Annotated in this window: 26 protein-coding genes; 14 read left to right on the forward strand and 12 right to left on the reverse strand. The window is 66.6% G+C overall.

The window, feature by feature from the left end:
* Window positions 1-66: 66 nt before the first annotated feature.
* From kaiC to U5N23_RS15340, 4 genes are read left to right on the forward strand one after another with little or no spacing between them, the layout of a single operon-like run.
* Window positions 67-1,800 (forward strand): circadian clock protein KaiC, encoded by a 1,734-nt coding sequence (gene kaiC, locus U5N23_RS15325; RefSeq protein ID WP_322593644.1) that lies wholly within the window; start codon window positions 67-69, stop codon window positions 1,798-1,800.
* Between the two features lie 5 nt (window positions 1,801-1,805).
* Window positions 1,806-2,132, forward strand: a complete 327-nt coding sequence (locus tag U5N23_RS15330) for a circadian clock KaiB family protein (RefSeq protein WP_322593645.1) — start codon at window positions 1,806-1,808, stop codon at window positions 2,130-2,132.
* 5 nt (window positions 2,133-2,137) lie between these two features.
* The gene (locus tag U5N23_RS15335) at window positions 2,138-2,476 is read left to right on the forward strand and encodes a circadian clock KaiB family protein (RefSeq protein WP_322593646.1); all 339 of its coding nucleotides are present in this window, start codon (window positions 2,138-2,140) and stop codon (window positions 2,474-2,476) included.
* A complete protein-coding gene (locus U5N23_RS15340; protein WP_322593647.1) occupies window positions 2,473-4,782 on the forward strand; it encodes an ATP-binding protein in 2,310 nt (769 codons plus the stop codon). Before U5N23_RS15335 ends, U5N23_RS15340 begins: the two co-directional genes overlap by 4 nt.
* Window positions 4,783-4,872: 90 nt before the next feature.
* Here U5N23_RS15340 and U5N23_RS15345 read toward each other — a convergent pair whose 3' ends face one another.
* From U5N23_RS15345 to U5N23_RS15385, 9 genes are all read right to left on the reverse strand, one after another.
* Entirely contained in the window at window positions 4,873-5,124 is a 252-nt protein-coding gene (locus U5N23_RS15345; RefSeq protein ID WP_322593648.1) for a hypothetical protein, read from the reverse strand.
* A 112-nt stretch (window positions 5,125-5,236) separates the two neighbouring features.
* Window positions 5,237-7,189: a response regulator gene (locus tag U5N23_RS15350; protein WP_322593649.1), complete on the reverse strand. Its 1,953-nt coding sequence runs from the start codon at window positions 7,187-7,189 to the stop codon at window positions 5,237-5,239.
* A 3-nt stretch (window positions 7,190-7,192) separates the two neighbouring features.
* Window positions 7,193-8,056: a sensor histidine kinase gene (locus U5N23_RS15355; protein WP_322593650.1), complete on the reverse strand. Its 864-nt coding sequence runs from the start codon at window positions 8,054-8,056 to the stop codon at window positions 7,193-7,195.
* Window positions 8,053-9,057, reverse strand: a complete 1,005-nt coding sequence (locus U5N23_RS15360) for an ATP-binding protein (protein WP_322593651.1) — start codon at window positions 9,055-9,057, stop codon at window positions 8,053-8,055. The genes U5N23_RS15355 and U5N23_RS15360 overlap by 4 nt, the downstream gene beginning before the upstream one ends.
* Window positions 9,048-9,452, reverse strand: coding sequence for an anti-sigma regulatory factor (locus U5N23_RS15365; RefSeq protein ID WP_322593652.1), 405 nt, complete (start codon window positions 9,450-9,452; stop codon window positions 9,048-9,050). Before U5N23_RS15365 ends, U5N23_RS15360 begins: the two co-directional genes overlap by 10 nt.
* Entirely contained in the window at window positions 9,442-9,816 is a 375-nt protein-coding gene (locus U5N23_RS15370; protein ID WP_322593653.1) for an STAS domain-containing protein, read from the reverse strand. The genes U5N23_RS15365 and U5N23_RS15370 overlap by 11 nt, the downstream gene beginning before the upstream one ends.
* A gap of 16 nt (window positions 9,817-9,832) precedes the next feature.
* Window positions 9,833-10,684, reverse strand: a complete 852-nt coding sequence (locus U5N23_RS15375) for an STAS domain-containing protein (RefSeq protein ID WP_322593654.1) — start codon at window positions 10,682-10,684, stop codon at window positions 9,833-9,835.
* Between the two features lie 168 nt (window positions 10,685-10,852).
* Window positions 10,853-13,681 (reverse strand): PAS domain S-box protein, encoded by a 2,829-nt coding sequence (locus tag U5N23_RS15380; RefSeq protein ID WP_322593655.1) that lies wholly within the window; start codon window positions 13,679-13,681, stop codon window positions 10,853-10,855.
* 114 nt (window positions 13,682-13,795) lie between these two features.
* Complete coding sequence (locus U5N23_RS15385) at window positions 13,796-14,881, reverse strand: sensor domain-containing diguanylate cyclase (protein WP_322593656.1); 1,086 nt, start codon at window positions 14,879-14,881, stop codon at window positions 13,796-13,798.
* Between the two features lie 202 nt (window positions 14,882-15,083).
* On the opposite strand from U5N23_RS15385, the gene U5N23_RS15390 reads away from it, so the two are divergent.
* The 8 genes from U5N23_RS15390 to U5N23_RS15425 all read left to right on the forward strand — a co-directional run bounded on the left by U5N23_RS15390 (window position 15,084) and on the right by U5N23_RS15425 (window position 20,272).
* The gene (locus U5N23_RS15390; protein ID WP_322593657.1) at window positions 15,084-15,287 is read left to right on the forward strand and encodes a BLUF domain-containing protein; all 204 of its coding nucleotides are present in this window, start codon (window positions 15,084-15,086) and stop codon (window positions 15,285-15,287) included.
* A 200-nt stretch (window positions 15,288-15,487) separates the two neighbouring features.
* A complete protein-coding gene (locus tag U5N23_RS15395) occupies window positions 15,488-15,772 on the forward strand; it encodes a BLUF domain-containing protein (RefSeq protein ID WP_322593884.1) in 285 nt (94 codons plus the stop codon).
* Between the two features lie 212 nt (window positions 15,773-15,984).
* Window positions 15,985-17,643, forward strand: a complete 1,659-nt coding sequence (locus tag U5N23_RS15400; protein WP_322593658.1) for a methyl-accepting chemotaxis protein — start codon at window positions 15,985-15,987, stop codon at window positions 17,641-17,643.
* Between the two features lie 294 nt (window positions 17,644-17,937).
* The gene (locus tag U5N23_RS15405) at window positions 17,938-18,147 is read left to right on the forward strand and encodes a hypothetical protein (protein WP_322593659.1); all 210 of its coding nucleotides are present in this window, start codon (window positions 17,938-17,940) and stop codon (window positions 18,145-18,147) included.
* A 120-nt stretch (window positions 18,148-18,267) separates the two neighbouring features.
* Complete coding sequence (locus U5N23_RS15410) at window positions 18,268-18,621, forward strand: RNA-binding protein (protein WP_322593660.1); 354 nt, start codon at window positions 18,268-18,270, stop codon at window positions 18,619-18,621.
* A gap of 200 nt (window positions 18,622-18,821) precedes the next feature.
* Window positions 18,822-19,274, forward strand: coding sequence for an Hsp20/alpha crystallin family protein (locus U5N23_RS15415; protein WP_322593661.1), 453 nt, complete (start codon window positions 18,822-18,824; stop codon window positions 19,272-19,274).
* A gap of 28 nt (window positions 19,275-19,302) precedes the next feature.
* A complete protein-coding gene (locus U5N23_RS15420; RefSeq protein WP_322593662.1) occupies window positions 19,303-19,707 on the forward strand; it encodes an Hsp20/alpha crystallin family protein in 405 nt (134 codons plus the stop codon).
* A 52-nt stretch (window positions 19,708-19,759) separates the two neighbouring features.
* The gene (locus tag U5N23_RS15425) at window positions 19,760-20,272 is read left to right on the forward strand and encodes an Hsp20/alpha crystallin family protein (protein WP_322593663.1); all 513 of its coding nucleotides are present in this window, start codon (window positions 19,760-19,762) and stop codon (window positions 20,270-20,272) included.
* Between the two features lie 98 nt (window positions 20,273-20,370).
* Here the strand turns inward: U5N23_RS15425 and U5N23_RS15430 are convergent, their stop codons facing one another.
* Window positions 20,371-20,598 (reverse strand): hypothetical protein, encoded by a 228-nt coding sequence (locus U5N23_RS15430; protein WP_322593664.1) that lies wholly within the window; start codon window positions 20,596-20,598, stop codon window positions 20,371-20,373.
* Window positions 20,599-20,688: 90 nt separating this feature from the next.
* Window positions 20,689-21,504 carry an EAL domain-containing protein gene (locus U5N23_RS15435; protein ID WP_322593665.1) on the reverse strand — a complete coding sequence of 272 codons (816 nt, stop codon included), beginning with the start codon at window positions 21,502-21,504 and terminating at the stop codon, window positions 20,689-20,691.
* A 208-nt stretch (window positions 21,505-21,712) separates the two neighbouring features.
* Between U5N23_RS15435 and U5N23_RS15440 the strand changes: the two genes are divergently transcribed.
* Window positions 21,713-22,210 carry a hemerythrin domain-containing protein gene (locus U5N23_RS15440; RefSeq protein WP_322593666.1) on the forward strand — a complete coding sequence of 166 codons (498 nt, stop codon included), beginning with the start codon at window positions 21,713-21,715 and terminating at the stop codon, window positions 22,208-22,210.
* Window positions 22,211-22,310: 100 nt separating this feature from the next.
* The gene (locus U5N23_RS15445) at window positions 22,311-22,694 is read left to right on the forward strand and encodes a hypothetical protein (protein WP_322593667.1); all 384 of its coding nucleotides are present in this window, start codon (window positions 22,311-22,313) and stop codon (window positions 22,692-22,694) included.
* 169 nt (window positions 22,695-22,863) lie between these two features.
* Here U5N23_RS15445 and U5N23_RS15450 read toward each other — a convergent pair whose 3' ends face one another.
* On the reverse strand, window positions 22,864-23,964 hold the full coding sequence (locus U5N23_RS15450) for a YihY/virulence factor BrkB family protein (RefSeq protein ID WP_322593668.1): 1,101 nt from the start codon (window positions 23,962-23,964) through the stop codon (window positions 22,864-22,866).
* Window positions 23,965-24,051 lie beyond the last annotated feature (87 nt).

The following is a 24,051-nucleotide window of genomic DNA, read 5'->3' on the forward strand; positions in this document are numbered from 1 at the left end:
CCCTCCTTGCATCCACCCGCTGATCACCCACCGATGGCCGCTACCCGCCCCCAGAAGAAAGCCCCCTTGGCAACGCCCGCTGGCATTGCCAAGTCGCCCACCGGCATCGCTGGCCTCGATGACATCACCGAGGGCGGCCTGCCTGCGGGGCGCCCCACCCTGGTGTGCGGTGCAGCGGGCTGTGGCAAGACCATGCTGGCGGCGGAATTTCTCGTCAAGGGCGCCACGGAATATGCAGAGCCTGGCGTCTTCATGATGTTCGAGGAGTCGACCGAGGAGCTGGTCCAGAACATGCGCTCGCTGGGCTTCGACCTCGATGCGCTGCAGCGGCAAAAGAGGCTGGTGCTGGACTTCGTGCGCGTGGAGCGCAGCGAGATCGAGGAGACCGGCGAGTACGACCTCGAAGGCCTGTTCATCCGCCTGGGCTACGCCATCGATTCGATCGGTGCCAAGCGCGTGGTGCTCGACACCGTGGAGGCATTGTTCGCGGGCGTGCCCAACCACGCCATCCTGCGCGCCGAGTTGCGCCGTCTGTTCCGCTGGCTCAAGGACAAGGGCGTCACAGCCATCATCACCGCCGAGCGCGGCGAGAGCGCCTTTACGCGCTACGGGCTGGAGGAGTACGTGGCCGATTGCGTGATCCTGCTGGACCACCGCATCGATGACCAGGTTTCCACCCGCCGCCTGCGCGTGGTGAAGTACCGCGGCTCGGCCCATGGCACCAACGAGTACCCCTTTCTGATCGGTCGCACCGGCCTGTCGGTACTGCCCATTACCTCGCTGGCGCTCGACCACCAGGCGTCGCGTGAGCGCGTGTCCACCGGCATCGGCGGGCTTGACGACATGCTCGATGGCCGGGGCCTCTTCCGGGGCAGCAGCCTGCTGGTATCGGGGGCACCCGGCACAGGCAAAAGCAGCATTGCCGCCAGCTTCGTGAACGCCGCATGTGCGCGCGGCGAGAAGGCCGTTCTGTTCGCCTACGAGGAATCCGAAAGCCAGCTGCTGCGCAACATGGAATCCATCGGCCTGAATCTGCGCCGCTGGGTGGACAAGGACCTGCTCCGCATCGAATCGACCCGCCCCACCCTGCAGGGGCTGGAGCAGCACCTGGTGCACATGTACGACCTGGTGCGCGAATTCCAGCCGCAGGCAGTGGCCGTGGACCCGATCAGCAACCTGACCTCGCAAAGGGATGACTCCGGCCTCAAGCAAACGCTGATGCGGCTCATCGACTTCCTCAAGACAGAGGGGACCACGGCGCTGTTCACCAGCCTCACGGCGGATGCGGCGCCGCTTCCCGTCGCCACATCGGAGGTCGGCGTGTCCTCGCTCATGGACAGCTGGCTGCTGCTGGCCAATGTGGCCGTCAACGGCGAGCGCACGCGCACGCTGCAGGTGCTCAAGTCGCGCGGCATGCCCCACTCCAACCAGGTGCGCGAGTTCGTGTTCTCCGACAAGGGGGTGGACCTGGTGGACGTGTACCTCTACGGCGACCAGGTGCTCACCGGCACGGCACGCATCGCGCACGAGGCGCAGGTGCAGGCCGCCAATGAGCTGCGCGGGCGCGACCACGAGCGCCGCCTGCGCGATCTGGCCAACCGCCGCGAAGCGCTGGACGCGCAGATCGCGGCGCTGAATGCGCAGTTGCTGGAGCGGGCCGGAGAGGTCGAGTTCGCCATCGAGCGCGAAACCATGGAGGCCCTGGGCGCGCAGGAACGTGCCCGCAGCATTGCGGCCAGGCGCGGTACCGCCAGCACCGGCGGCAAGGCCGCCTACCAACCCGCGTCGGGCAAAGGATGATCGATATGGCAAGCCCCACTACCCTGCGCGAAAGGCCCGCTGCCGCGCCGCTGAAACCCGAGTGGCAGCTCAGGCTGTATGTGGCCGGCTCCACCCCCCGGTCCAGCGCCGCGCTGGACAACCTCAAGCGCCTGTGCGAGACGCACCTGGCCGGGCGCTACAGCATCGAAGTCGTGGACCTGCTGCTCAACCCGCAGTTGGCGGCGGGCGACCAGATCCTGGCCGTGCCCACCCTGGTGCGCAAGTTCCCCGAGCCGATCCGCAAGATCATCGGCGACCTGTCGAACGAAGAGCGCGTGCTCGTCGGGCTCGATGTGAAGCCCCTCGTTTGAACTCCATGGCCACTATCGGAACCCCGCATGCCCAGCCCGCTCCGCCCGCCGAGGTTTCGCCGCCCAACGACTACCGGCTCTACGTGAGCATGGCGTCTCCGATCTCACTGCGCGCCATTGCCAATGCGCGCCGCATCCTGAACGAAGCGTATCCCGGCACCCACCAGCTCACGGTGCTGAACATCGCCGAGCATGTGGATCTAGCGCGTGCCGACCAGATCATCGTCTCGCCCACCTTGCTGCGCCTGGCGCCGCTGCCGCAGCGCCGCTTCATCGGCGACCTGTCGGACCTGGACCGCCTGCGCAGGGCCTTCGGCGTGCTGCCCGCACGGGGGGCCGCATGACGGCCGACGGATTCGACCCCACCCCGGGCCTGGGCATCCAGACCGACTTGGCCGCCGAGAACGCCACGCTGCGGCTGCGGCTGCAGGAGCTTGAGGAAACGCTGCATGCCATCCACACCGGCGATGTGGATGCGCTCGTGGTCAACAACGCCATCTACACGCTGGAGAGCGCACACGCAGCCACCGACCAGTTGCGCCAGGACGTGCTGGGCCAGATGGAGGATGCCGTCTTCGCTTTCGACCAGGATGGGCTGGTGATGTACATCAACGCCGCCGCCGAGCAGCTCTATGGCGTGCGGTCCTCCGATGTGCTGGGGCAGCCCCGGCAATTCATCTTTACCGAGATGCCCGGCCTGGGCGAGCCGGATGTGCCACCTGCCGACCCCGGGGCGCTGGCCACCCTGGGCACATTGCACCGCCTGAACGATGGCCGGCTGATCGATGTCGAGGCCGTGGTCTCGCCCCTGCTTGGCCCGCTGGGCCGGCCCCTGGGCTCGCTGGCGGTGGTGCGCGACATCACCCAGCGCCGGCGCGCGGAGCACTGGCGCAACCTGCTGGCGCGCCTGCCAGAGCGACTGCGCGAGGTGGGCGACCTGCCGGGCATGGCGCGGGAAGCGGCGCGCCTGCTGGGCGAGACACTGCGCCTGGCGCGTGTATGCTACGGCACCATCGATGGCACCGGCGAGCTGTGCACCATCGACCAGGACTGGTGCGTGCATGGCCTGGCCACACTGGCAGGCACCTGGCGCATGCACGACCTGGGTTCCGTCGCCGATGGCCTGTGGCAGGGAGAACCGCTGGTGGTGGCCGACACCGGGGCCGACCCGGACCGCTACCCCGAGGGCACGCTCGATACGCAAGGTGTGCGCGCCTTGCTGAGCCTGCCGCTGATCGAGCAGGGCAAGCTCGTGGCCATCCTGTTCCTGCACCATGCCGACGCGCGCCACTGGAGCAGCGAGGAAATCGACTTCGTGCGCGAGTTTGCCGAGCGTATCCGCTCCGTTTCCGAGCGGGTGCGCAGCGCCAATGCACTGGCGCTGAGCGAGGCCCGGCTGCGCGATGCGAATGAAAACCTGGAAGCCGCCGTGGCGGCGCGCACGGGCGAGCTGATGGCGGTGGAAGAGGCGCTGCGCCAGTCGCAGAAGATGGAGGCCGTGGGCCAGCTCACGGGCGGCATCGCGCACGACTTCAACAACCTGCTGGGCGCCGTGAGCGCCAGCCTGCAGGTGCTCAAGGTGCGCATGCGCCAGGGCAAGCTCGACCAGGCCGAGCGCTACATCGCGATGGGCCAGGACTCCGTCAAGCGCGCCGCCGCGCTGACCCAGCGGCTGCTGGCCTTTGCCCGGCGCCAGACGCTGGACCCCAGGGCCACCGACCTCAACCGGCTGGTGGCCGGGCTCGAAGAGCTGGTGCGCCGCTCGGTGGGGCCGGACGTGCAGGTCGAGTGCACGGCCGCCGAGGACCTTTGGACCACCCGGGTGGACCCCTCGCAACTGGAGAACTCGCTGCTCAACCTGTGCATCAACGCGCGCGACGCCATGCTGCCCGGCGGCGGGAACCTGTCCATCGCCACGGCCAACATTGCGGCCACGAACGATGTGCTGCGCAGCCTGGGCCTGCCTGCTGCGGACTACGTGTGCCTCTCGGTCACCGACACCGGCTCGGGCATGCCGGCCGAGCTGATCGAGCAGATCTTCGACCCCTTCTTCACCACCAAGCCCACCGGCCAGGGCACGGGCCTGGGCCTGTCGATGGTGTATGGCTTCGTGCGCCAGTCGGGCGGCCATGTGCGCGTGCAGTCCGAGGTGGGCGTGGGCACCACCATGCGCCTGTACCTGCCGCGCCATGACGGCCAGGTGCTCGAAGACGCGGCCGACGGCACCGCCGATACCGTGCAGCAGGGCGAGGGCGAGACCCTTCTGGTGGTGGAGGACGAAAGCACCATCCGCACGCTGACCGTGGAAGTGCTCAAGGATGCTGGCTACCTGGTGGTCGAGGCCCACGATGGCGCGAGCGCCCTGCGCACCCTGCAAGCCATGCGCCGCGTGGACCTGCTGATCACCGACGTGGGCCTGCCCGGCGGGCTCAACGGCCGCCAGGTGGCGGACGCAGCCCGCCAGGACCGGCCTGAATTGAAAGTGCTGTTCATCACCGGCTTCGCCCAGAACGCGGCGGTGGGCAACGGCCTGCTCGATGCCGGCATGGAGGTCATGACCAAACCCTTCGAGCTCACGGCCCTGGCCCGGAAGGTGCGCGACATGATGGACGGGCAGACCGACCGCACGCGGGCTGGCGGGCCCGGGTAAGAGACGGCACCGCCGAAGCAGTGTCGGCTGCGCCTGTTGCGCAGCGCGGGGTCTCGGGATGTGCAGGCCATGCAGGGCATGGCATGCCCGTCATTCGGAGGAATCGGACGGCCCGGCGGCCTTTGCCAGCGACGTGGCGGGTGCCGCCTGGGCCTGCACCTCGGCGGCCTTGCTGCGCCAGAAGCCAGGGTCCATGCTGTTGGCCAGCACCATGGCCAGTACCAACAGCGCCCCCACCACTTCGGCGTACAGCAGGCCCCGGCTTTCCCATGGCGAAACGGGCTGCGGGAACTCGCCGGCAGGGCGGCGGCCAGGGGTGGCGGGCGGGGGCTGGATGGTCACGGCATGCTCCTTGGAAGTGGGTAGCTGAAAATAAGCTGCGCCACGTCCCGGGCTTGTCAGACGGCATCCCCAAGCGATGTCATGCAGGCAAAAAACCTGCCGGCACGGCCGATCAGGCGAGTGCCTGGAGCAGCAGGTGCGGCTGCAAAGGCTTTCCCATGTGCTGATCGAAGCCTGCGGCGAGGGCGCGATCACGGTCCTGCGGGCGGGCGAAGGCCGTGAGGGCAATGGCGCGCAGGCGCGGGTGGCCTGCCGCAGCCTCCATCTCCCGGACCTTGGCGATCAGGTCATGGCCGTCGCGCCCGGGCAGGCCAATGTCGCTCACGAACAGGTCGGGCCAGGCCTTGTCGAACTGGGCGATGGCAGTCTCGTAGCTGTCTGCGACGCGCACGAGCGCACCTTCGTCGGACAGCACGATGCTCAGCATTTCGCTGGTGTCGGCGTTGTCGTCCACCACCAGGATGTCCTTGCCCTGAAGCAGACGGACTTCCTTGCCAAGGGGAAACGCTTGCCCGCCCTCGCTGGGTGCGCTGGGCTCCTCGTAGGCCACCATCAGGCGGGCCGTCATGGAAGTGCCTTTGCCAGAGCCTTCGCTGAACGCAGAAATGCTGCCCTGGTGCAGTTCCACCAGGTGCTTGACGATGGAAAGGCCCAGGCCCAGTCCGCCATGCGCCCGGTTTCCGGGGGTACCGCTTTGCGTGAAGCGCTCGAACAGGAAGGGCAGGAATCCATCGGCAATGCCCACCCCATGGTCCTTGACGACCAGCGTCAGCACATCCCCATCGCGCAGCAGCCGCAGCTCGACCGTGCCGCCTGTCTCGGAGAACTTGATCGCGTTGGTCACCAGGTTCCACACGATCTGCTGGAACCGCGTGACGTCCAGCCATGCAGGCTCGTCGGTGTCATCGGCCTGTACCGACAGCACGATGCCCTTGGCCTGGGCCAGATCGCGCAGCGCATCCAGCGAAACGCGGGTCAGCTCCATCGGGTGGGCCCACTCGCGGTGCAGGCGCAGCTTGCCGGACGCGATGCGGGAGACATCCAGAATGTCGGAAATGATGCGCCCCTGCGCCTTGGCCCCGCGCTCGATCGAGTCGATGCCGCGCTTGAGCATGTCGGCACTGCAGTTGGGGCGCTTGAGCATGTGCACCCAGCCGGTGATCAGCGTGAGGGGGGTGCGCAGTTCGTGCGACAACACGGCCACGAAATCATCCTTGGTGCGGCTGTGCCGCTCGGCCAGCACGCGCGCGGCCTGTTCGCGCTCCAGGAGTTCCTCGCGACGGCGTTCGAAATCGATCCGCTCGGACAGGTCGGATGCAATGCCGATGCGCACGCCGGGCTCCACATGGCTGGACATGCTCCAGTCCAGCAGCATCTGCTGCCCATCGCCCCGCACCATCGGAAACTCGCCCTTCCAGGCGATGTCTTCGGCGCTCTCCAGCCGGGCCTTCACGAAGTCTTTCCAGGCTTCGGGCACCAGCTCGGCCACCGCCATGCCGATCAACTCACCGCGCGGGCGCTGGATGAGCGCTTCGGCGGCGGGATTCACGTCTGCAAAGCACCCCGCGGAGTCGATCAGCATCATGGCCACGGGCGCCTGCCCGTAGATGGCACGGAACCGGCTTTCGCTGCGCCGCAGCTCTTCTTCGGCGGTGCGCGCCCGTATCAAGGCCTGCAAGGTGGCCACCATCAAGGGCGGCTCGGCCGGGTGCACCATGTAGGCGTCGGCCCCCGCATTCAGGCCTGCCACCTTGTGCTCGCTCTTCATGTAGGTGGCAGACAGATGGATGATCGGGGTCAGCGCCGTGCGCATGTCCGCCCGCAAGACCCGGCAGACGTCGAAGCCGTCCATGTCGGGCAGATGGACATCCAGCACCACGGCCGAGATGTTTTGCCTGGCAGCGGCTTCGATGGCTGCCCGCCCCGTGGCCGCCTCATCGGTCTGAAAACCCGCTGCACGGATGACGCGCGCCGTGGAATAGCGCGTGACGGGGTTGTCATCGACCACCAGAACGGTGTGCAGGCTCCGGTCAAGGCTTGGCAAGATCACTCCAGAATGGGGCATGGCTCACTCGGCTGCAGTGGCTTTTGCCGGCAGCAGCTGCGCGGGCACGATGACCGAAAAGACCGAGCCTTCCCCCACCACACTGCTCACCTCGATGGATCCCCCGAGCAAGGAGGCCAGTTGCCTGGACAGTGCCAGGCCCAGTCCGGTGCCACGCAGTCGTTTCTGTATGGGCGCATCCACCTGGGTGAAGTCATTGAAAAGGGCCGGAATATGCTCCTGAGCGATGCCGATGCCGGTGTCGGACACGGAAAAGCGCACCATGTCGCCCGCCTCGCGGACCGCAGACACCCGCACTTCACCGTGCGCCGTGAACTTGAGGGCGTTGGAGATGAAGTTGCGCAGGATCTGCGACAGCTTGCGGTCATCGGTGTACAGCCTGGGCAAGCCTTCTGCCTCCTCGAACACCAGGTTCAGCGCAGCGTTGTCCAGGATGGGCTTGAACATGCCACGCAGCGCCGTGAAAAGGTCCATCATCTCGAACCACTCGGGGGAAATATCCACCCGGCCGGCTTCGATCTTGGCCAGGTCCAGCAGGTCATCGACCATGTTGGAAAACTCCTGGCAGGTCGTCTGGATGAACTCGACCTGGCGCTCCTGCTCGGCAGTGAGCGGGCCATCCACATGGTCGAGCAAAAGCCGCGCAATGCTGAGCGTGGCGCCGATGGGCGTGCGGAACTCATGGCTCATGTACGAAAGAAAGCGGCTCTTGAGCTGCGTGGCATGCTTGAGTTGCTCGGCCTGCTCATCGAGCTCGGCATAGAGCGCCACCACGCCGCGGTTGGTCTCTTCGAGTTCGGCGCGCAGCGCCAGAACTTCGGCGCGGCATTGATCCAGCTCGGCCTGGGTCGCTTCGCTCACGGTCATTCTCCCTGTTTCACCACGACCACGGTGGCGTCGTCCCGGCCCCGCGTGTGCTGCCAGAGCAAAGCGGCCGCAATCAATGCGGGATCGCGCTGCAGCAGCGGCACCAGGCTGTCGGCTTTCCACCGCGATGCAATGCCATCGCTGTGCACCACCGTCACGGCGTGCGCGGGCACTTCGATGCTGGCCACGTCGGGCCTGCGGACCTGCACCCCCACGGTGCCATGCTGCGTCATCAGGGACTTGTCCGAAACCCCTGAAATGACACGCCCCATGACATTGCCGGCACCGGCATATTGCAGGCCTGACGTGTCGTCCATCTGCAGCACGAGGAGCGCTGCCCCGCGTGTGGCCTGCAAGCCGGCATGGGCATCGTTGAGCAGGGCCTGCAGGGAGGCAAACGGGTTGCTGGCAAACACATCCAGCGCAGCGTTGGCCGCCACTGCGGCATGCGGCCCATGGCCCAGGCCATCGGCGACCACCAGAGACACCTTGTCGCCGTCGAAGGCAACGGCCCAGGCATCGCCGCACACCGTTTCACCCGGGGCGGCCAGGCTCACCGCACCCAGCCTGGGCGGAGCCAGGGGCCCCTGCGCAGCAGGCCGCACGCGCGCCAGGCACAAGGTCCCCGCGCCGCTCGAATGGATGCTGAAATCGTTGGCCAGGCGGCGTATCGCTCCCAGGCCCGTGCCTGGGGACCCGGAGCCGGTGGACACCCCGTCCTGGATGGCGCGCTGCACGTCGGCGATGCCGGGGCCCTTGTCCAGGGCGATGATCTCCACCTCCAGCGCTGCGTTCTTGATGGCGATCCACAACTCGCCCTGCACGGCATGGCGCAGCAGGTTGGTGCCCAGTTCGGTCACGACCAGCGACAGGCGCCCCGCATCCACCTCGGACCAGTCCCAGTCCTGCACCGCACGGGCGCAGTAGCGCCGCGCCTCCCCCACACAGCTCGCGTCCGTGATCTGGAAGGGGCGGTGGATCCAGCTGCGTATCACTTCCATTGGGTGATGCTCACGCGCGTCCCGCGTCCAGGCGCAGAGTCGATCTCGAAATCACTGACCAGGCGCTTGCTGCCGGGCAGGCCCAGGCCCATGCCAGAACCCGAGGTCCAGCCATCGGTCATGGCCAGCTTCAAATCGGCGATGCCGGGGCCCTCGTCTTCAAAATGCAGGACCAGGCCCATGCGGGGCCCGGCTTGCAGCACCTCCCAGCGCATGCGCCCTCCTCCGCCATGGATGAGGGTGTTGCGAGACAGCTCACTGGCCGCCGTGATCATCTTGGTCTGCTCGACCAATGACAACTTCAGGAGCTGGCACAGCGCGCGCACCGTCTGGCGACTGGCCACGACCTGCTGCTCGGACGCAAGGGGAAGGGTGCCAACGCGCTCAACCGACAAGGCCGCTCTCCTCGCGCGCCCGGCGCAGCACTTCCAGGCCGCGCTCCACGTTGAGCGCGGTTTTCACGCCCTCCAGCGACAGGCCCAGCTCCACCAGGGTGATGGCCACGGCAGGCTGCATGCCCACGACGACGGTGGTGGCCGACAGGATGCGTGCAATGCCGGAAATGCTGGCCAAAATGCGGCCCACAAAAGAGTCCACGATCTCCAGCGCCGAGATGTCGATCATCACGCCGCTGGCGCCGGTCTTTGCGATGCGTTCGGCCAGGTCGTCCTGCAGGGCCAGGGCGGTCTGGTCGAGCATGTCCACCTGGATCGTGACCAGGAGGGTGGAGCCCATGCGCAGGATTGGTATGCGTTCCATAGGGGTTCCTGCTGGCTTAGGCCTGGCGCGTCACGCGCCAACCGGTGCGCTGCAGTGCCAGCGACAGGGCGTCGGCCAGGCTGGCCTTGGTGCTGATGCCCTGCAGGTCGATGCCCAGGTGCACGATGGTCTGCGCGATCTGCGGCCGGATGCCGCTGATGATGCAGTCGGCCCCCATCAGGCGGATGGCCGTCACGGTCTTGAGCAGATGCTGGGCCACCAGGGTGTCCACGGTGGGCACGCCGGTGATGTCGATGATCGCCAGCTCGGAGCCGGTCTCCACGATCTTCTGCAGCAGGGTCTCCATGACGATCTGGGTGCGGTTGCTGTCCAGGGTACCGATCATGGGCACCGCCAGCACCCCTTCCCACAGCTTGACGACGGGGGTGGACAGCTCCAGCAGCTCTTCCTGCTGGCGGTTGATGATCTCCTCGCGGGCATGCTGGAACGTGGTGGCTGTGAACTGCGCCATGCTGTCCACCAGCTTTGTCAGGCCCCAGAACGCAGCCATCAGCTGCGCACTGTCGCCCCCCGCCGCCCGCGTCTGCAGCCCGCCGAGCAAAGGCTTCTTGAGCGCGAGCACGAACACGCTGGTGTCACCCGCGGTCTGGCCTTGCGCCGCACGCGAGCGCGACAGGGCAGAAAGCACCTGCTGCAGCGGCGACCAGCGGGGGTCGCGAAAGGACTCGACGTCGGCCCCCCCTTGCAAGGATGCGCCAAAGGCAGCGACCACCTCCGTGGCGTCTGCCGTGGCGGACTTCGCCAGGTCGGGGTTGCTGGTGCGGGCCTCGGCGATCCAGTCCTGTATCAATGCCGCACTGTGGGGGGCTTGCAGCGCGTCAAGGATGTACGTGGTCAGGTTGTTCATGAAATCGGTGGATCCGTGTGCGCGAGGCCTTCATGCCCTTGCGTGGGTTGTCGTAAAAATTTGTAGCACCAGGGTACAGCCTAAACAGGGCCGGGACGCGACCCGTGCACTCTTCGCGGCGCTGTCCTACGCGCACTGGCACCAAAACAACCTTGGGCGGGTCGCCATTCACCCCTCGGGATGCTCACGGGCGCCCAGCATCTGCCTGAGCTTGCGCGCCAGGTCTTCGCGCGCATAGGGTTTGCTCAGCAGCGCCACCCCGGCATCGAGCCGCCCGCCATGCACGATGGAGTTCTCGGTGTAGCCCGAGGTGAACAGCACCTCGATGTTCGGCTGCACCAGCCGCGCCTTGCGCGCCAGCTCGGGGCTGCGCAGCGGGCCGGGCATGACGACGTCGGTGAACAGCAGGTCGATCTGCACGCCGCTCTCCACCACCGCCAGGGCGCTGTGCGCGTCGGGCGCCTTGAGCACCTTGTAGCCCATGTCGGTGAGCAGCTCGACCACGGTCTCGCGCACCTGGGCATCGTCCTCCACCACCAGGATGGTCTCGGTGCCCCCCTCCACCTCCACCAAAGGCTGCAGCCCGGCAGCCAGTTCGGACTCCAGCGACCGGGGCAGGTACAGCCGCACCGTGGTGCCGTGGCCCACCTCGCTGTAGATCTTGATGTGGCCGCCGCTTTGCTTGACGAAGCCGTACACCATGGACAGGCCCAGGCCCGTGCCGTGGCCCTCGGGCTTGGTGGTGAAGAAGGGCTCGAACACGCGCTGCACGATGTCTTCGGACATGCCGCAGCCGGTGTCGGACACGGCGATCATCACGTACTGGCCAGGCACCACGTCGCCGTGCGCCAGTGCATAGGCATCGTCCAGGCTGGCGTTGCCGGCCTCGATGGTCAGGCGGCCATGGCCCTGCATGGCATCGCGGGCGTTGATGGCCAGGTTGAGCAGCGTGTTCTCCAGAAAGCTGGCGTCGGCCAGGGTGTTCCACAGGCCGCCGGCCACCACCGTCTCCAGCTCCACCGCCTCGCCCAGGGCGCGGCGCAGCATGTCGTTGAGCTCACGCAGCAGGCGCCCGGCGTTGAGCACCACGGGCGACAGCGGCTGCTTGCGCGCAAAGGCCAGCAGGTGCGAGGCCAGCTTGGCCCCGCGCGCCACGCCGTCCAGCGCGCCGTTGATTCGGCGCAGCGCCGCCTCGTCGGCGGCCAGGTTCTTGCGCAGCAGGTGCAGGTTGCCGGAGATGATCTGCAGCACGTTGTTGAAGTCGTGCGCCACGCCCCCCGTGAGCTGGCCCACGCTCTCCATCTTCTGCGACTGGTGCAGGGCAGCCTCGGTGCGGCGCAGCGCCTCCTCGGCAGCGCGGTCGGCGGTCACGTCGCGGCCCACGGCGTGGATCTCGCCGGCCTCCGGCACGGCGGTCCACATCAGCACGCGGTAACTGCCATCCTTGCACCGGTAGCGGTTGTCGAAGCGAAAGGTGGTCACACCGCGCGCCAGGCCGCTCATCTCGTCGAGGGTGGCGGCCTGGTCATCGGGGTGCACCAGGTCCATGAAGCTGCGGCCCAGCAGTTCGCTGGCCTGCCAGCCCAGCAAACGGGTCCACGCAGGGTTGACGGACAGCACCGTGGCCTCGAAATCGGCCACCAGCATCACGTCGGTGGACAGGCGCCACATGCGGTCGCGCTCGGCCGTGCGCTCGGCCACTTCGCGCTCCAGGTTTTCATTGAGGTGGGCCAGCGCCATGGCGGCGGCCCGCTGCTCCTCGATGTCGGTGTTGGTGCCCACCCAGCGCACAACGCTGCCGCCCTCGTTGCGCAGCGGCACGGCGCGCGCCAGGTGCCAGCGGTAGGTCCCATCGGACCGGCGCAGTCGAAATTCGGTTTCATAGCCCACGCCGCTGGCCAGTGCCTGGGCCCACTTCTCACCAGCCTGGGGAAGGTCGTCGGGGTGCACGATGCGGGCCCAGCCGGCGCCCAGCAGTGCGGCCGGCAGCAGCCCGCTGTACTCGGGCACCTTGTCGTTGAGCCAGTCGAGCAGGCCGTCCGGCCCGGCCGCCCACACCTGGTTGGGCATGGCCTGCGCAAACACCTGGAACTGCGCCTCTCGGCGACTCGCCTCTTCCTCGGCCAGAACCCGCGGCGTCACGTCGGAGCCCTGCACGAAGATGCCGGCCACCTGGCCCTGCGCGTCGCGCAGCGGGTGGTACATCACATCAATGTAGCGCCTTTCGTACGCGCCGTCGGGCGGGCGCTGCAGCGTGGCAGGCAGCGCCGTGCCGAAGAATGGCTCACCCTTGCCATACACCTGGTCGAGCAGTTCGAAGAAGCCCTGCCCTGCAATCTCCGGCAGGGCCTGGCGCACCGGCTTGCCCAGCACCGGGCGGTGCCCCACCAGCTGCATATAGGCCGGGTTGGCCAGCTCGAACACATGCTCCGGCCCATGCAGCAGGGCCATGAAGCCCGGGGCCTGCTCGAACATGCTGCCCAGGCGCTCGCGCTCGCCCTGCACGCGCCTTTCGGCCTGGACCTTGGCCGTGGTCTCGGTAAGGATGGCCATCACCCCCACCGGCTGGCCTTGCCCGTCGGGGATGGGCGAATAGTCCAGGTCCAGGTACACCTCTTCCGGCACGCCGTTGCGGTGCAGCACGAGAAACTGGTCGCGAAAGCTCAGCGTGCCGCCCGCCAGGCATTCGGTGATCACGCGGTCGTTGAAAGCCTCGGCCTCGGGCCAGGCCTGGCGCGCAGGCATGCCCAGTATCTCGGGATGGCGTGCGCCGGCGATGGCGGCATAGCCATCGTTGTAGAGCAGGATGCCTTCGTGCCCCCACAGCATGGCCATGGGCACGGGCGAGCGCAGCATCAGGTCCACCGCCACGCGGACGCTGGGCGGCCAGGCATGCTCGGGCCCCAGTGCCGTGGCGGACCAGTCGAATCGGGCGAAGGCCTGGCGTACGGGGATCGTGGGCTCGACAGGCGTGGCAGGAGGTGGAGCGCTGTACATACACAGTGGGTTGCAAGGGGCCGAAAACGCACGCTGGTGCACGGTGCCGAGGGCAGGTTCCAGGCGAGATCCTGGCAATACAGCAAAGAGAGACCTGCGGGATTCTCACATGGTTCAGGCCTGGGCCACCCTGTTTCGGCCCGCCTCCTTGGCCGAATACAGCGCCGCATCGGCCCGGGCATACAGGCTGCAGGCGGCTTCCCCGTCCTGCAGGGTGACCGCGCCGATACTGATGGTCACGCCGCCGTGGGCCCCTGGCGCCTGGGCCACTGCCAGGCGCATTCGCTCGGCCACCTCGAAGGCGCCCTGCGCGCCCGTGTTCGGAAGCAGTACGGCGAATTCTTCCCCGCCCACACGGGCAACGATATCGATGACCCGGGCGCCCGCGCTCAGGACCTGCCCGATCATCTGCAGCACCTGGTCCCCGGCATCGTGGCCCAGGCGGTCGTTGATGCGCTTGAAGTGGTCCACGTCCAGCATCAGCAGGCTCAGCGGCGAACGGTGGCGCTCCACGATGGCCAGCTCCAGCGCCAGGCTGTGGTCGAACGCGCGCCGGTTGCGCAGGCCGGTGAGCGAGTCCGTCGTGGCCAGTTCGGCCAGGGCGCGGTTCAGTTCGTCCACCCGCTGCAGTTGCTCCAGCAGGCGCGCGTTGAGCGCGTCCGATTCGCGCACGGCCCTGCGCAGCTGGATTTCACGCATGGCCGAATGGGCCAGCTCGGTCAGGACTTCGACGTCGGTCTCGGTCCATTGCCTGGGCTTGAAGTCCACCGCGCAGAAACTGCCCAGCACCTGCCCCTGGGCAGTCACCAGAGGAATGCCGGCATAGGCCCGCACCCCCAGCGAGCGGACGGTGGGGACGTCGCAAAAGCCCGCCAATTGCGTGACATCCGCGAGCACCAACGGCCCATCGGACACCATGGCATGGTGGCAAAACGAACGGCCCTCCAGCTGGCGTGTGGTGTTCAGCGGCTCGCCCAGGCCGAAGGCGCTTTTGTAGAAGTCCCGGCTCGCATCCACCAGCGACACGAAGGTGACGGGGGCCCCGGTAAGCCTGGCCGCCAGGCGGGTCAACCGGTCAAAGCTCTCTTCGGGCGGGGTGTCCAGCAGGCCGGTGTCCCGGACCGCCGCGACACGGCCTGGATCCGCCAATGCCGCCAGGATGCTGGCTTCGTCTGCGGGAACGGGAGACGGTGTTTCCATGGGACGCAGCACCTTGTAAAAGTATCGGGACGTTACACGATCGCCCGAAGCGGCGCCCGGCGGGATGCAAAGCCCCTGAACACCCTCGAAGCCAAACGGGCATCCATCCCCTGCGTGCAATGGCGAGCGGATTGGCGGGGTATTCGCGCCCCGCACCACCTTGTCGCCCAGGGCTGACACACTCGGCGCCTCGGAGGCAAACATGTTGATACAACTGATCTACGCGAGCCGCTGCTCGCGCGTTCTGGGGCCCGCAGATGTCAAGGACATCCTGGGTGCATCGCAGCGCAACAACACCCGCGCGGGCATCACGGGTGCGCTGCGCCTAGGGCGTGTCATCAATCATTTCGCCCCCGCGCTGGCCCCGGCATGCGGATGGATGCGCGAAGCGCGGCGCAGCCAATAGCGGGCTATTGGCAAGCCGAGCGACAAAGCAGACGCCGCATGCCGGGGCCAGCCCGCAGGGAAAGCCTGCAGCGCAGCGCATTGCGGCGTTGCCCTTCGCTTGTGTAGCCGTGCTACACGGCACTCAGGGCGCCTTGCATTGCACCGCGCTGCAGGCTTTCGCGGGGGTGAAATGATTGATGACACGCCCTAAACAACGGCATCTTTCTGCAGTTGCTCGAAGGCGACCGCACTGCGGTGAATGCGCTGTACCACCGACTGCTCAAGGATGAGCGCCACCGCGACACGGCGATCCTGGACATGAGCGAAATCCCGCACCGCCGCTTCACGGGTTGGTCCATGGGGCTGATCGCATCCCTGGAGACCAACCGGCAGTTGTTCCTCAAATACTCGGGCACGGCGGATTTCGACCCCTACACCATGAGCACAGCGAGCCTGCGCAGCTTCTTCGAAGAGATCCTGCAGAACGTGCGCTGGCTGGAGTAGGTGGATTCCAGCCCCTGCGCGAGCGTCCACGCGCCTTGCAGCGCTCCAATGGCTGTGCCCTTACTATCGGGTAAATAGAATTTACCAATCAGTCATTTTATGACCAGTTGGTAAATTCGTGATGAAATGTAAATGCCCATGCGACAGCCGACGCGCTGTCGACATGCGGTTTTTTCCCTCGTCGTCACCATTCCCCTCTGAGGCACTCTTCAATGCATACGTGGAAAATCAGTCACCGTCTCATGGCCGGCTTTGGCCTGGTGATCGTGGCCTTGCTGGGCATGTCGATCTACAGCGTGATCATCGCGCGGGGCATCGACAGCGCATTGACCGCCAATGCGACGCAGAACGCAGCCATCCAGCGCGCAGCCATCAACTTTCGGGGCTCGGCCCATGACCGCTCCATCGCCGTGCGCGATGTGGTGCTGGCGCCCAGCGAAGAGGCGCGCAGGAAGGAGGTCGAATCCATTGCGCGGCTGGCAGATTTCTACGCCCAGTCGGGCGCCCAACTCGATGCGGTACTCAAGGCAGCCAGCCAGGTCCCCCCGGAGGTCGGGCCCATGGTGCAGGCACTCAAGGACATAGAGGCACGCACCGTGGCCACCACCGGCAAAGTGGTGGCACTCATGCAGGCGGGCGATCGCGCCGGCGCGGAGGCCCTGCTCTGGACCGAAGCCAAGCCGCAGTATGAACAGTGGCTGGCAGCCGCCAACAGGCTGATCGACTACGAAGAAGCCCGCATCATCAAGAACAGCAACACCGCCAACCAGGATGCCAGCCAGTTCACCGGCGTGATGCTGTCCATCACCTTGCTGGCCGTGCTGATCAGCGTGGCAGCCACGGTGACGGTCTCGCGCAGCATCGGCCGCGAGTTGGGGGCAGAGCCCAGCGAAGTGCGGGCGCTCGTGCAATCCATGGAACAGGGCAACCTCACGGTCGCCGTGCATGTGAAGCCGGGGGATACCAGCAGTGTGATGGTGGCGGTGAGGGACATGCAGCAGCGCTTCCACGAACTGGTGTCGGCAGTGCGCGACAACATCCAGCAACTGCGCGTCGCCAGCGACCACATCAGCAGCGGCAACCAGAACCTTGGCAACCGGACCGAGCAGGCCGCCAGCAGCCTGGAACAAACGGCGGCCAGCATGGAAGAACTCACCGCCACCGTGCGCCAGAGCGCCGACTCGGCTCGCCAGGCGAACCAGTTGGCCACGGCAGCGGCCGGCACCGCCACCAAGGGCGGCGAGGTCATGCAGCAGGTGGTCAGCACCATGCAGGACATCCACCACAGCAGCAAGAAGATCGCCGACATCATTGGGGTGATCGATGGCATCGCGTTCCAGACCAACATCCTGGCCCTCAATGCGGCGGTCGAAGCCGCGCGGGCGGGGGAACAGGGGCGCGGCTTCGCGGTGGTGGCATCCGAAGTGCGCAGCCTGGCCCAGCGCAGTGCCGCCGCCGCCAAGGAGATCAAGTCGCTGATCCAGAACAGCGTCGAGAAGGTGGATTCAGGCACCCAACTGGTGGCCAATGCAGGCGCGACGATGGATGAAATCGTCCAGGGCGTTCAGCGCGTCAACGGCATCATCGGCGAGATCAGCACCGCTGCCGCAGAGCAGAGCGACGGCATTTCACAGGTGAACGTGGCGGTTACCCAGCTCGACCAGATGACCCAGCAAAACGGTGCTCTGGTGGGCGAGAGCACCACGGCCGCAGAGAATCTGCGCGAGCAGGCCCGGCGCCTGGCCGAGCTCGTGGCGGTGTTCCAGGTCGCTGGCGGTGGCGCAGCAGACCACTCGGGCGCCTACAGCCCACAGAGCGTCCCCGGCGCCCTGCAGTCAGCGCACAGACCCCGTCTTGCACGGGTAACGTGAAAGCGGCTTGGGACGGGAGAATTTCCGCACCCAAGCCTTCATGGAAAAAAAGAATATAAATTTGCAATTTAATAAAAAAAGGCAATATAATCGGGGCTGTTGCAGTGAAGGCTCTTGACGAAAGCTTGCACCGCAACGCTCGCCGGATGGCTCCCCGCCCTCGGCTTGCGCCTTTTGCGACCTCTGTCGCCCGTGTTGGTCTGTAGAGCTGCAGCCAACCGCGTTTGTTGATGCTCACGCAGGCTTACGGGCCTGTGATCCTGACTGAACCAGATTCCAAAAACCGCCATTTCCATGGGCAAGTTCGTCGTATCGCCCGCGACACACCCGACCGACTGCGGCAACTTCCGCGCCTCATTTTCGGTCCATCGATCCCAGGGCAACGGCAGCTACTGCCGCGTGTTCCGCTTCGACAAAGCCTTTGCCTCGCGCGAAGCCGCCCGGCTCTATGCCGTCACCCAGGGCTGGCTGCAAACGTGCATGCCGCACCCTCCCACGTGCTGATGCTCTGCTGACCGCAGACGCCATCCACCCCCTCCCGTTGCGGCCGGCTTGCGGCCCGCACACCCCTCTCCCCAACGGTGCGTCACTCGTTGCGCGCCTTCACTCCGAAAGGCTCTTCTCATGAGCAGCAAAATCTATGTGGGCAACCTGCCCTATTCCGTGACCGACTCGACCCTGGAAAGCAATTTCTCCGAGTTCGGCAACGTCACCTCGGCCAAGGTCATGATGGACCGCGAAACCGGCCGCTCCAAGGGCTTCGGCTTCGTGGAAATGGCATCTGCCGAAGTCGCCCAGGCGGCCATCACCGCACTGCACGGCATGTCCGTCGACGGTCGCTCCATCGTCGTGAACCTGGCGCGCCCTCGTGAAGAGCGCAGCGGTGGCTCCGGTGGTTACAGCGCCGGTGGCTACACCTCGGGCAACCGCCAGGAAACCGGCTACGGCACGGGCGGCTACGGCGGCGGCCGCTACTGATCCAGTAGCTCTGTGCGAAAAACCGGCTCCTTCGAGCCGGTTTTTTTTCGTCCCGACTTTCGTCGATGGACCTCCAGACGGTGCCCGGGGCAGCAACAAAAATCCCCTCTTGAAACCTCTTGAGGAGGCTCTATTTCTGCAATCGAACCGGCGGGGGGCGGTCTCCGGCCGGTGTCATTCAACCCAACGGAGGACACACCATGTATGTATCGTTGTTGAGTCAACCGAGCAGCCTGTTCGGCCCATTCGAGCGGCTGCGCCGCGAACTGGATGACGTTTTCGGTGCACCGGGGCTGCCCAGCAGCATCCGCTCGGTCAACGCGGGCACGCTGCCTGCGATCAATGTGGGGCGCACCCCCACCAGCGTGGAGGTGTATGCCTTTGCGCCGGGGCTGGAGGCCTCGAAGATCGACGTGAGCCTGGACCGGGGCGTGCTGCGCATTGCGGGCGAGCGCGCGTCCGGCATCCCCGCGGCCGACCCCAAGGTGCAGGTGTATGCCAGCGAGCGCAGCGTGGGCTCGTTCACGCGCACGGTGTCCTTGCCGGACGACGTGGACCCGGCCCAGGTGAATGCCAGCTACCGCGACGGGGTGCTGCAGATCAGCATCGCGCGGCGCGAGTCGGCCCAGCCCAGGCGCATCACCGTGCAATGACCCCCATCGCATCCCCAGGAGAACCATCATGAGCGAACAGAAACAAGTGGCCACCACCTCTTCGCCTGCATCCACTTCGGCGGCGGCCGACCGCGATCCGCAGCGCGCGCTGCTCCCAGCCGTGGACGTGTTCGAGGACAGCGCCGGCATCACGCTGCTGGCCGACATGCCCGGCGTACCCAAGGAGCAGTTGGAGCTGAAGGTCGAGGGCGAATCGCTGCTGATCGAAGGCAGCGTGCGGCCCCACGCAGCCGACGGCCTGGAGGCCATCTACGCCGAGCTGCGGGTGCCGCGCTACCGCCGCAGCTTCACGCTCAGCCGCGAACTGGACACGGCCCGCATCGAGGCCAGCCTGAAGGACGGCGTGCTGTGCCTGCGCATCCCCAAGCAGGCGCATGCGCAACCGCGCAGGATCGCCGTGACGGCAGGTTGAGGGCGAGGCCGACGCAGATTGCAATGACAGTCTTGTTCAGAAAGGAGGAAACATGAACCCCATTGCAGAACAAGCCGCCCAAGGCGCTGGACAGGCCGGCAGTGCGCTGTGGCAAGCATGGAACAAGGTCGCCAGCCGGGCCAGAAGCGCCCTCGCGCGCCTTTGGTCAGCGCCAGCCAAAACCGACCGGCGCGGGCCGCCAGCGCCGCTCAGCGCAGTGCCGCGATTGAGGGGATGGGCCTTCACGACGGCGCACATCTTCGATGGCCCCAGCAAGGTGGTCGTGCGCGTCGAGGCCCCCGGCATGCGCCGTGAGGACTTGCGCATCAAGCTCCATGGCCATGTGCTCACCGTGTGGGGCGAAAAGCGCATCCACCAGGCCGGCGCTGTGGGCCGCTGGCACATCACGCGGTATGCCTGTGGCCCTTTGCGCCGCGACCTGTCGCTTGCGGCGGCGGTGGATGCCTGCAACAGCAAGGCCAGCTACCGCGACGGGGTGCTGCGCATCGAGCTGCCCAAGTCCGACGCGGTACGGGGCGGTGCCATTGCGTTGCACCTGGCCTGACAGCCTGCGCTGCCCTTGCAGCACAACGATCCGCCCGGCTTCGTCCGGGCGATTTTCATGGCACAGCCGCTCAATGGCGTGGTAAAGGCTTGCGCATTTCAGTGCAGCTGGCGCCCGTCTCCCTGGGCGCCGGCTCGCTCGGGCGCGCGCAAGCCCGCTTCCAGGAGCGTGGACGTGCGCTGCACCCGCCGCAGTGCCTCGCGCGCAAGGAGATAGGCGTCGGTCTGCAGCTGCGACAGGTAGCGCAGCGATGAACCGCTGCGCCGGGCCGCACCACGGCTGGCACGGTCTGCTCCCGAAGAGGGAGATGGGGAATGCGAATTCATGGTCAAACTCCTTTCTTGGAAGGTGAGACTAGTGCTCGTGGCAGGGGTGGCGCGAGGCCGGGGAAATGATAGGAAATCACCGCCGGAATTTCAAGACCGGGCGCCGAACAGGGAGGCGTCCACCTGGGCGATGGAGCGGAAGGCCGGCCGGGCGAACAGGTAGCCCTGCATCAGGTGGATGCCTGCATCGCGCAGAAAGTCGCGCTCCGCGGGCGTCTCGATGCCTTCGGCAACCACCTCGATGTCCATGTCCTTGCACAGCGACACCAGGCTGCGCACGATGGCCTGGCGCGCCCGGTTGGCGTCCACGTTGCGGACCAGGTCCATGTCGATCTTGATGATGTCGGGCTGGAAGTCGGACAGCAGCTTCATCCCCGCATACCCGGCCCCGAAGTCATCGATGGCGGTCTTGAACCCGCAGCGCTTGTACTCGCGCAAGATGGATGCGAACCAGGGCCCGTCCTGCACGCGCTCGCCCTCGGTTACCTCGAAGATGATCTGGTCAAGCGGAAAGTGGTGGATGCGGGCGGCCTCCAGCGTCGTGCGGATGCAGACCTCGGGCTTGTAGATGGCGTTGGGCAGAAAGTTGATGGAGACCGGCTCGCGTATGCCCAGCTCGCTCGCCCCCTTGATGGCCTTGACACGGCAGGCCTGGTCAAAGCGGTAGCGGTTGCCGTCGTTGACCTGGGACAGCACGGTCATGGCGCCCTCGCCTGCCGGCCCGCGCACCAGGGCCTCGTGCGCGAAGACTGTGCGGCGCTCCAGGTCCACGATGGGCTGGTAGGCGTAGTCGAACTGAAAACCCAGCTTCTCCCCTTTGCCGCAGTCCTCGCAGTCCTGCCGCGTGCCTTGCAGCGGGATGAAGTCGGCGGGGAAACCAGGGTTTGCGTTGGATAGGGGCAGCATGGTTGCAGTTTAAGGGCGCAGAAAGGCTGGTGCTGCCCCGGGTTTTTGCCATGCCAGCCGGCAGCGCGAACGCAAGCAGCACGCAGCAGTGCGCACGCCCCGATTGCCGCCGATTGCTGCTGCTCCTACGTGCGCTGCGAGGCTGCACCTACAGTGCCGGCGCGCCCGCCGCCCAATGATCAAGGCCCCACTATCTACGGAGCCCACGATGCCCACCACCACCCCAGCCCGCCGCGAGAAAGATGCCTGCGACCTGCTCGATGCAGACCACAAGGCCGTCAAGAAAATGTTCAAGGAGTACGAGGAGCTCATGGAGTCGAAGGCCCGCGCTGCCAAGCAAAAGCGCCTGGAACTGGCCATGCAGATCTGCAAGGAACTGACCGTGCACGCCCAGATCGAGGAAGAGATCTTCTACCCCGCCGTGCGCGCCGCCATCAAGGAAACCGACCTGCTGGCCGAAGCCGAGGTGGAGCACCAGACCGCCAAGGACCTGATCGCGCAGATCGAGGCCGCCACGGAGGTGGACGAGCAGTTCGATGCCAAGGTCATCGTGCTGGGCGAGTACATCGACCACCACGTGAAGGAAGAGCGCAACGAGATGTTCCCCAAGGCCCGCGCGGCCAAGAAGCTCGACCTGGTGTCCATGCGCGATGCGCTCGAGGCGCGCAAGACCGAGCTGATGGAAGCCGAGCTCGCGCCCGCATAAGTTCTGCGCAGGGGGCCTTCGGGCCCCTTCTTAAAGATGGCGCGCCAGGCCCGTACGAGCGCGGATGCCGCTCAGCCGCCCTATTGCCGGAGTCCCGTGGATGCGCCTGATCCTTACCTACCCGGAAGATGCCAAAAGCCAGGACATGGCCGATGCCGCCGTCGCTGCGGCGCGCAGGGTTTGCGACGAGGCGCAAGAGCATCCCTACATGGCGTGGCGCGACCACTCCATGGTGAACTCGGGGCTCCACATTCCAGGATGGGTGTTCTCGGACACGGAAGTCCACGCAGCGCTCGTATGGGCCAAGGCCCTCTACGCCGCAGAGCACTACCTGACCGTACCCGAATACTGCAGCGTGGAAATCGAGGTCGAATTCGAGCCTGGGGATACGGTGCCCGGCGATCTGCCCGGCCCCGACCGCAGGGTGCTGCGCGAATGCTGGTACTGGCGCATGCACTCCAGCGCCACAAGAAGCGCGCCGTGAGCACGGTTGCAGCCACGCCGCAGCACACCAGTGCGCATGTGCAGTGGCCGCTCTCGCGGCAAGACACCTTGCGGCAATTGCCTCGGCGCTTTAGGCAGCAATTCTTTCCGCTGGAAATCCCGAAACCCACCGAGTGACCGGCCAGGCTCGGGCGCCGGTAGCTGCAGCGTCAGCCTTGGCCGGCGCGCACGCGCCGCTTTCTGCCATCGATCCATTGCACGGCGGCAGCGCGCGCGGCAAAGAGCCCTCCGACCAAGGCCACCAGGGCGATGCGGGTGGCCAAAGGAAGATCTTCACCATGGCCACCGCCCCGCGCGGCAACCGGGACCGGGTCGGCAGGCAAGCCCATGGGCGGGTGCGTGGCTTCGGGCACGGGGTCCTCGCTCTTCACCGGGGTTTCGGGTGCCTGGGTCTTGGGCGCATCGCGGTGCGAGCCGTACTCGGTGGCATACACCTTGGTGAACTCGGCGCCCAGCAGGAAGATCTGCGCCGCGTAGTACACCCAGATCAGGATGATGGCGATGGAGCCGGCCGCGGCATAGGTGGAGCTGAGGCCGGCCTTGCCCACGTACAGCCCGATCAGCACCTTGCCCAGCTCGAACAGCGCCGCCGTGACGGCGGCCCCCACCCACACGTCGCTCCAGGCAATGCGCGTGGAAGGCATGAGCTTGAAGATCATGGCGAACAGCAGGGTCTCGACCACCACCGAGAGGGCCATGTTGAGCCCCTGCAGCACGATCTCCCAACCCGGCAGCAGCGCCGAGAACCAGGTGCCCAATGCGGCTACCGCCGCACTCACGGCCAGCGATGCCATGAGCAGGAAGGCCAGCCCCAGGATCAGGCCGAACGACAGGAAGCGCGCGCGCAGCAGGCCCCACAGGCCGCTGGGCTTGGCTTTCTCGGGCACATGCCAGATGCGGTCGAGTGCGCTCTGGATCTCGGCAAACACGGTGGTCGCGCCCACGACCAGAAAGACGATGCTGATGCCGCTGGCGACCACGCCCTCGGTGGGCTCGCGCGCGCTGCTGACCAGGCCCTGGATGGCGGCCGCGCCATCGCTGCCCACCAGGCCCGATATCTGGCCCTGCAGCGCCCCGCGTACGGCCTCCTCGCCAAACACATAGCCCGCAATCGCGATCACGATGACCAGCAATGGCGCAATCGAAAAAGCCGTGTAGTAGGAGATGGCGGCCCCCATGCTGGGGGCGTAGTCGTCCACCCAGGCCATGGCGGTCTTTTTGCAGATATCGAACAGGGTGGAGAGTTTCATGGCGGGTAGGGGCAGTGTCTGGGCCATTTGTACCTGCGGACAAGACAGCGGCGTGTAGGCAATGAGCGCGCCCGTCGCCCATCTCGC

This window comes from Acidovorax sp. (assembly GCF_034519795.1).
Lineage (GTDB): Bacteria > Pseudomonadota > Gammaproteobacteria > Burkholderiales > Burkholderiaceae_C > Acidovorax.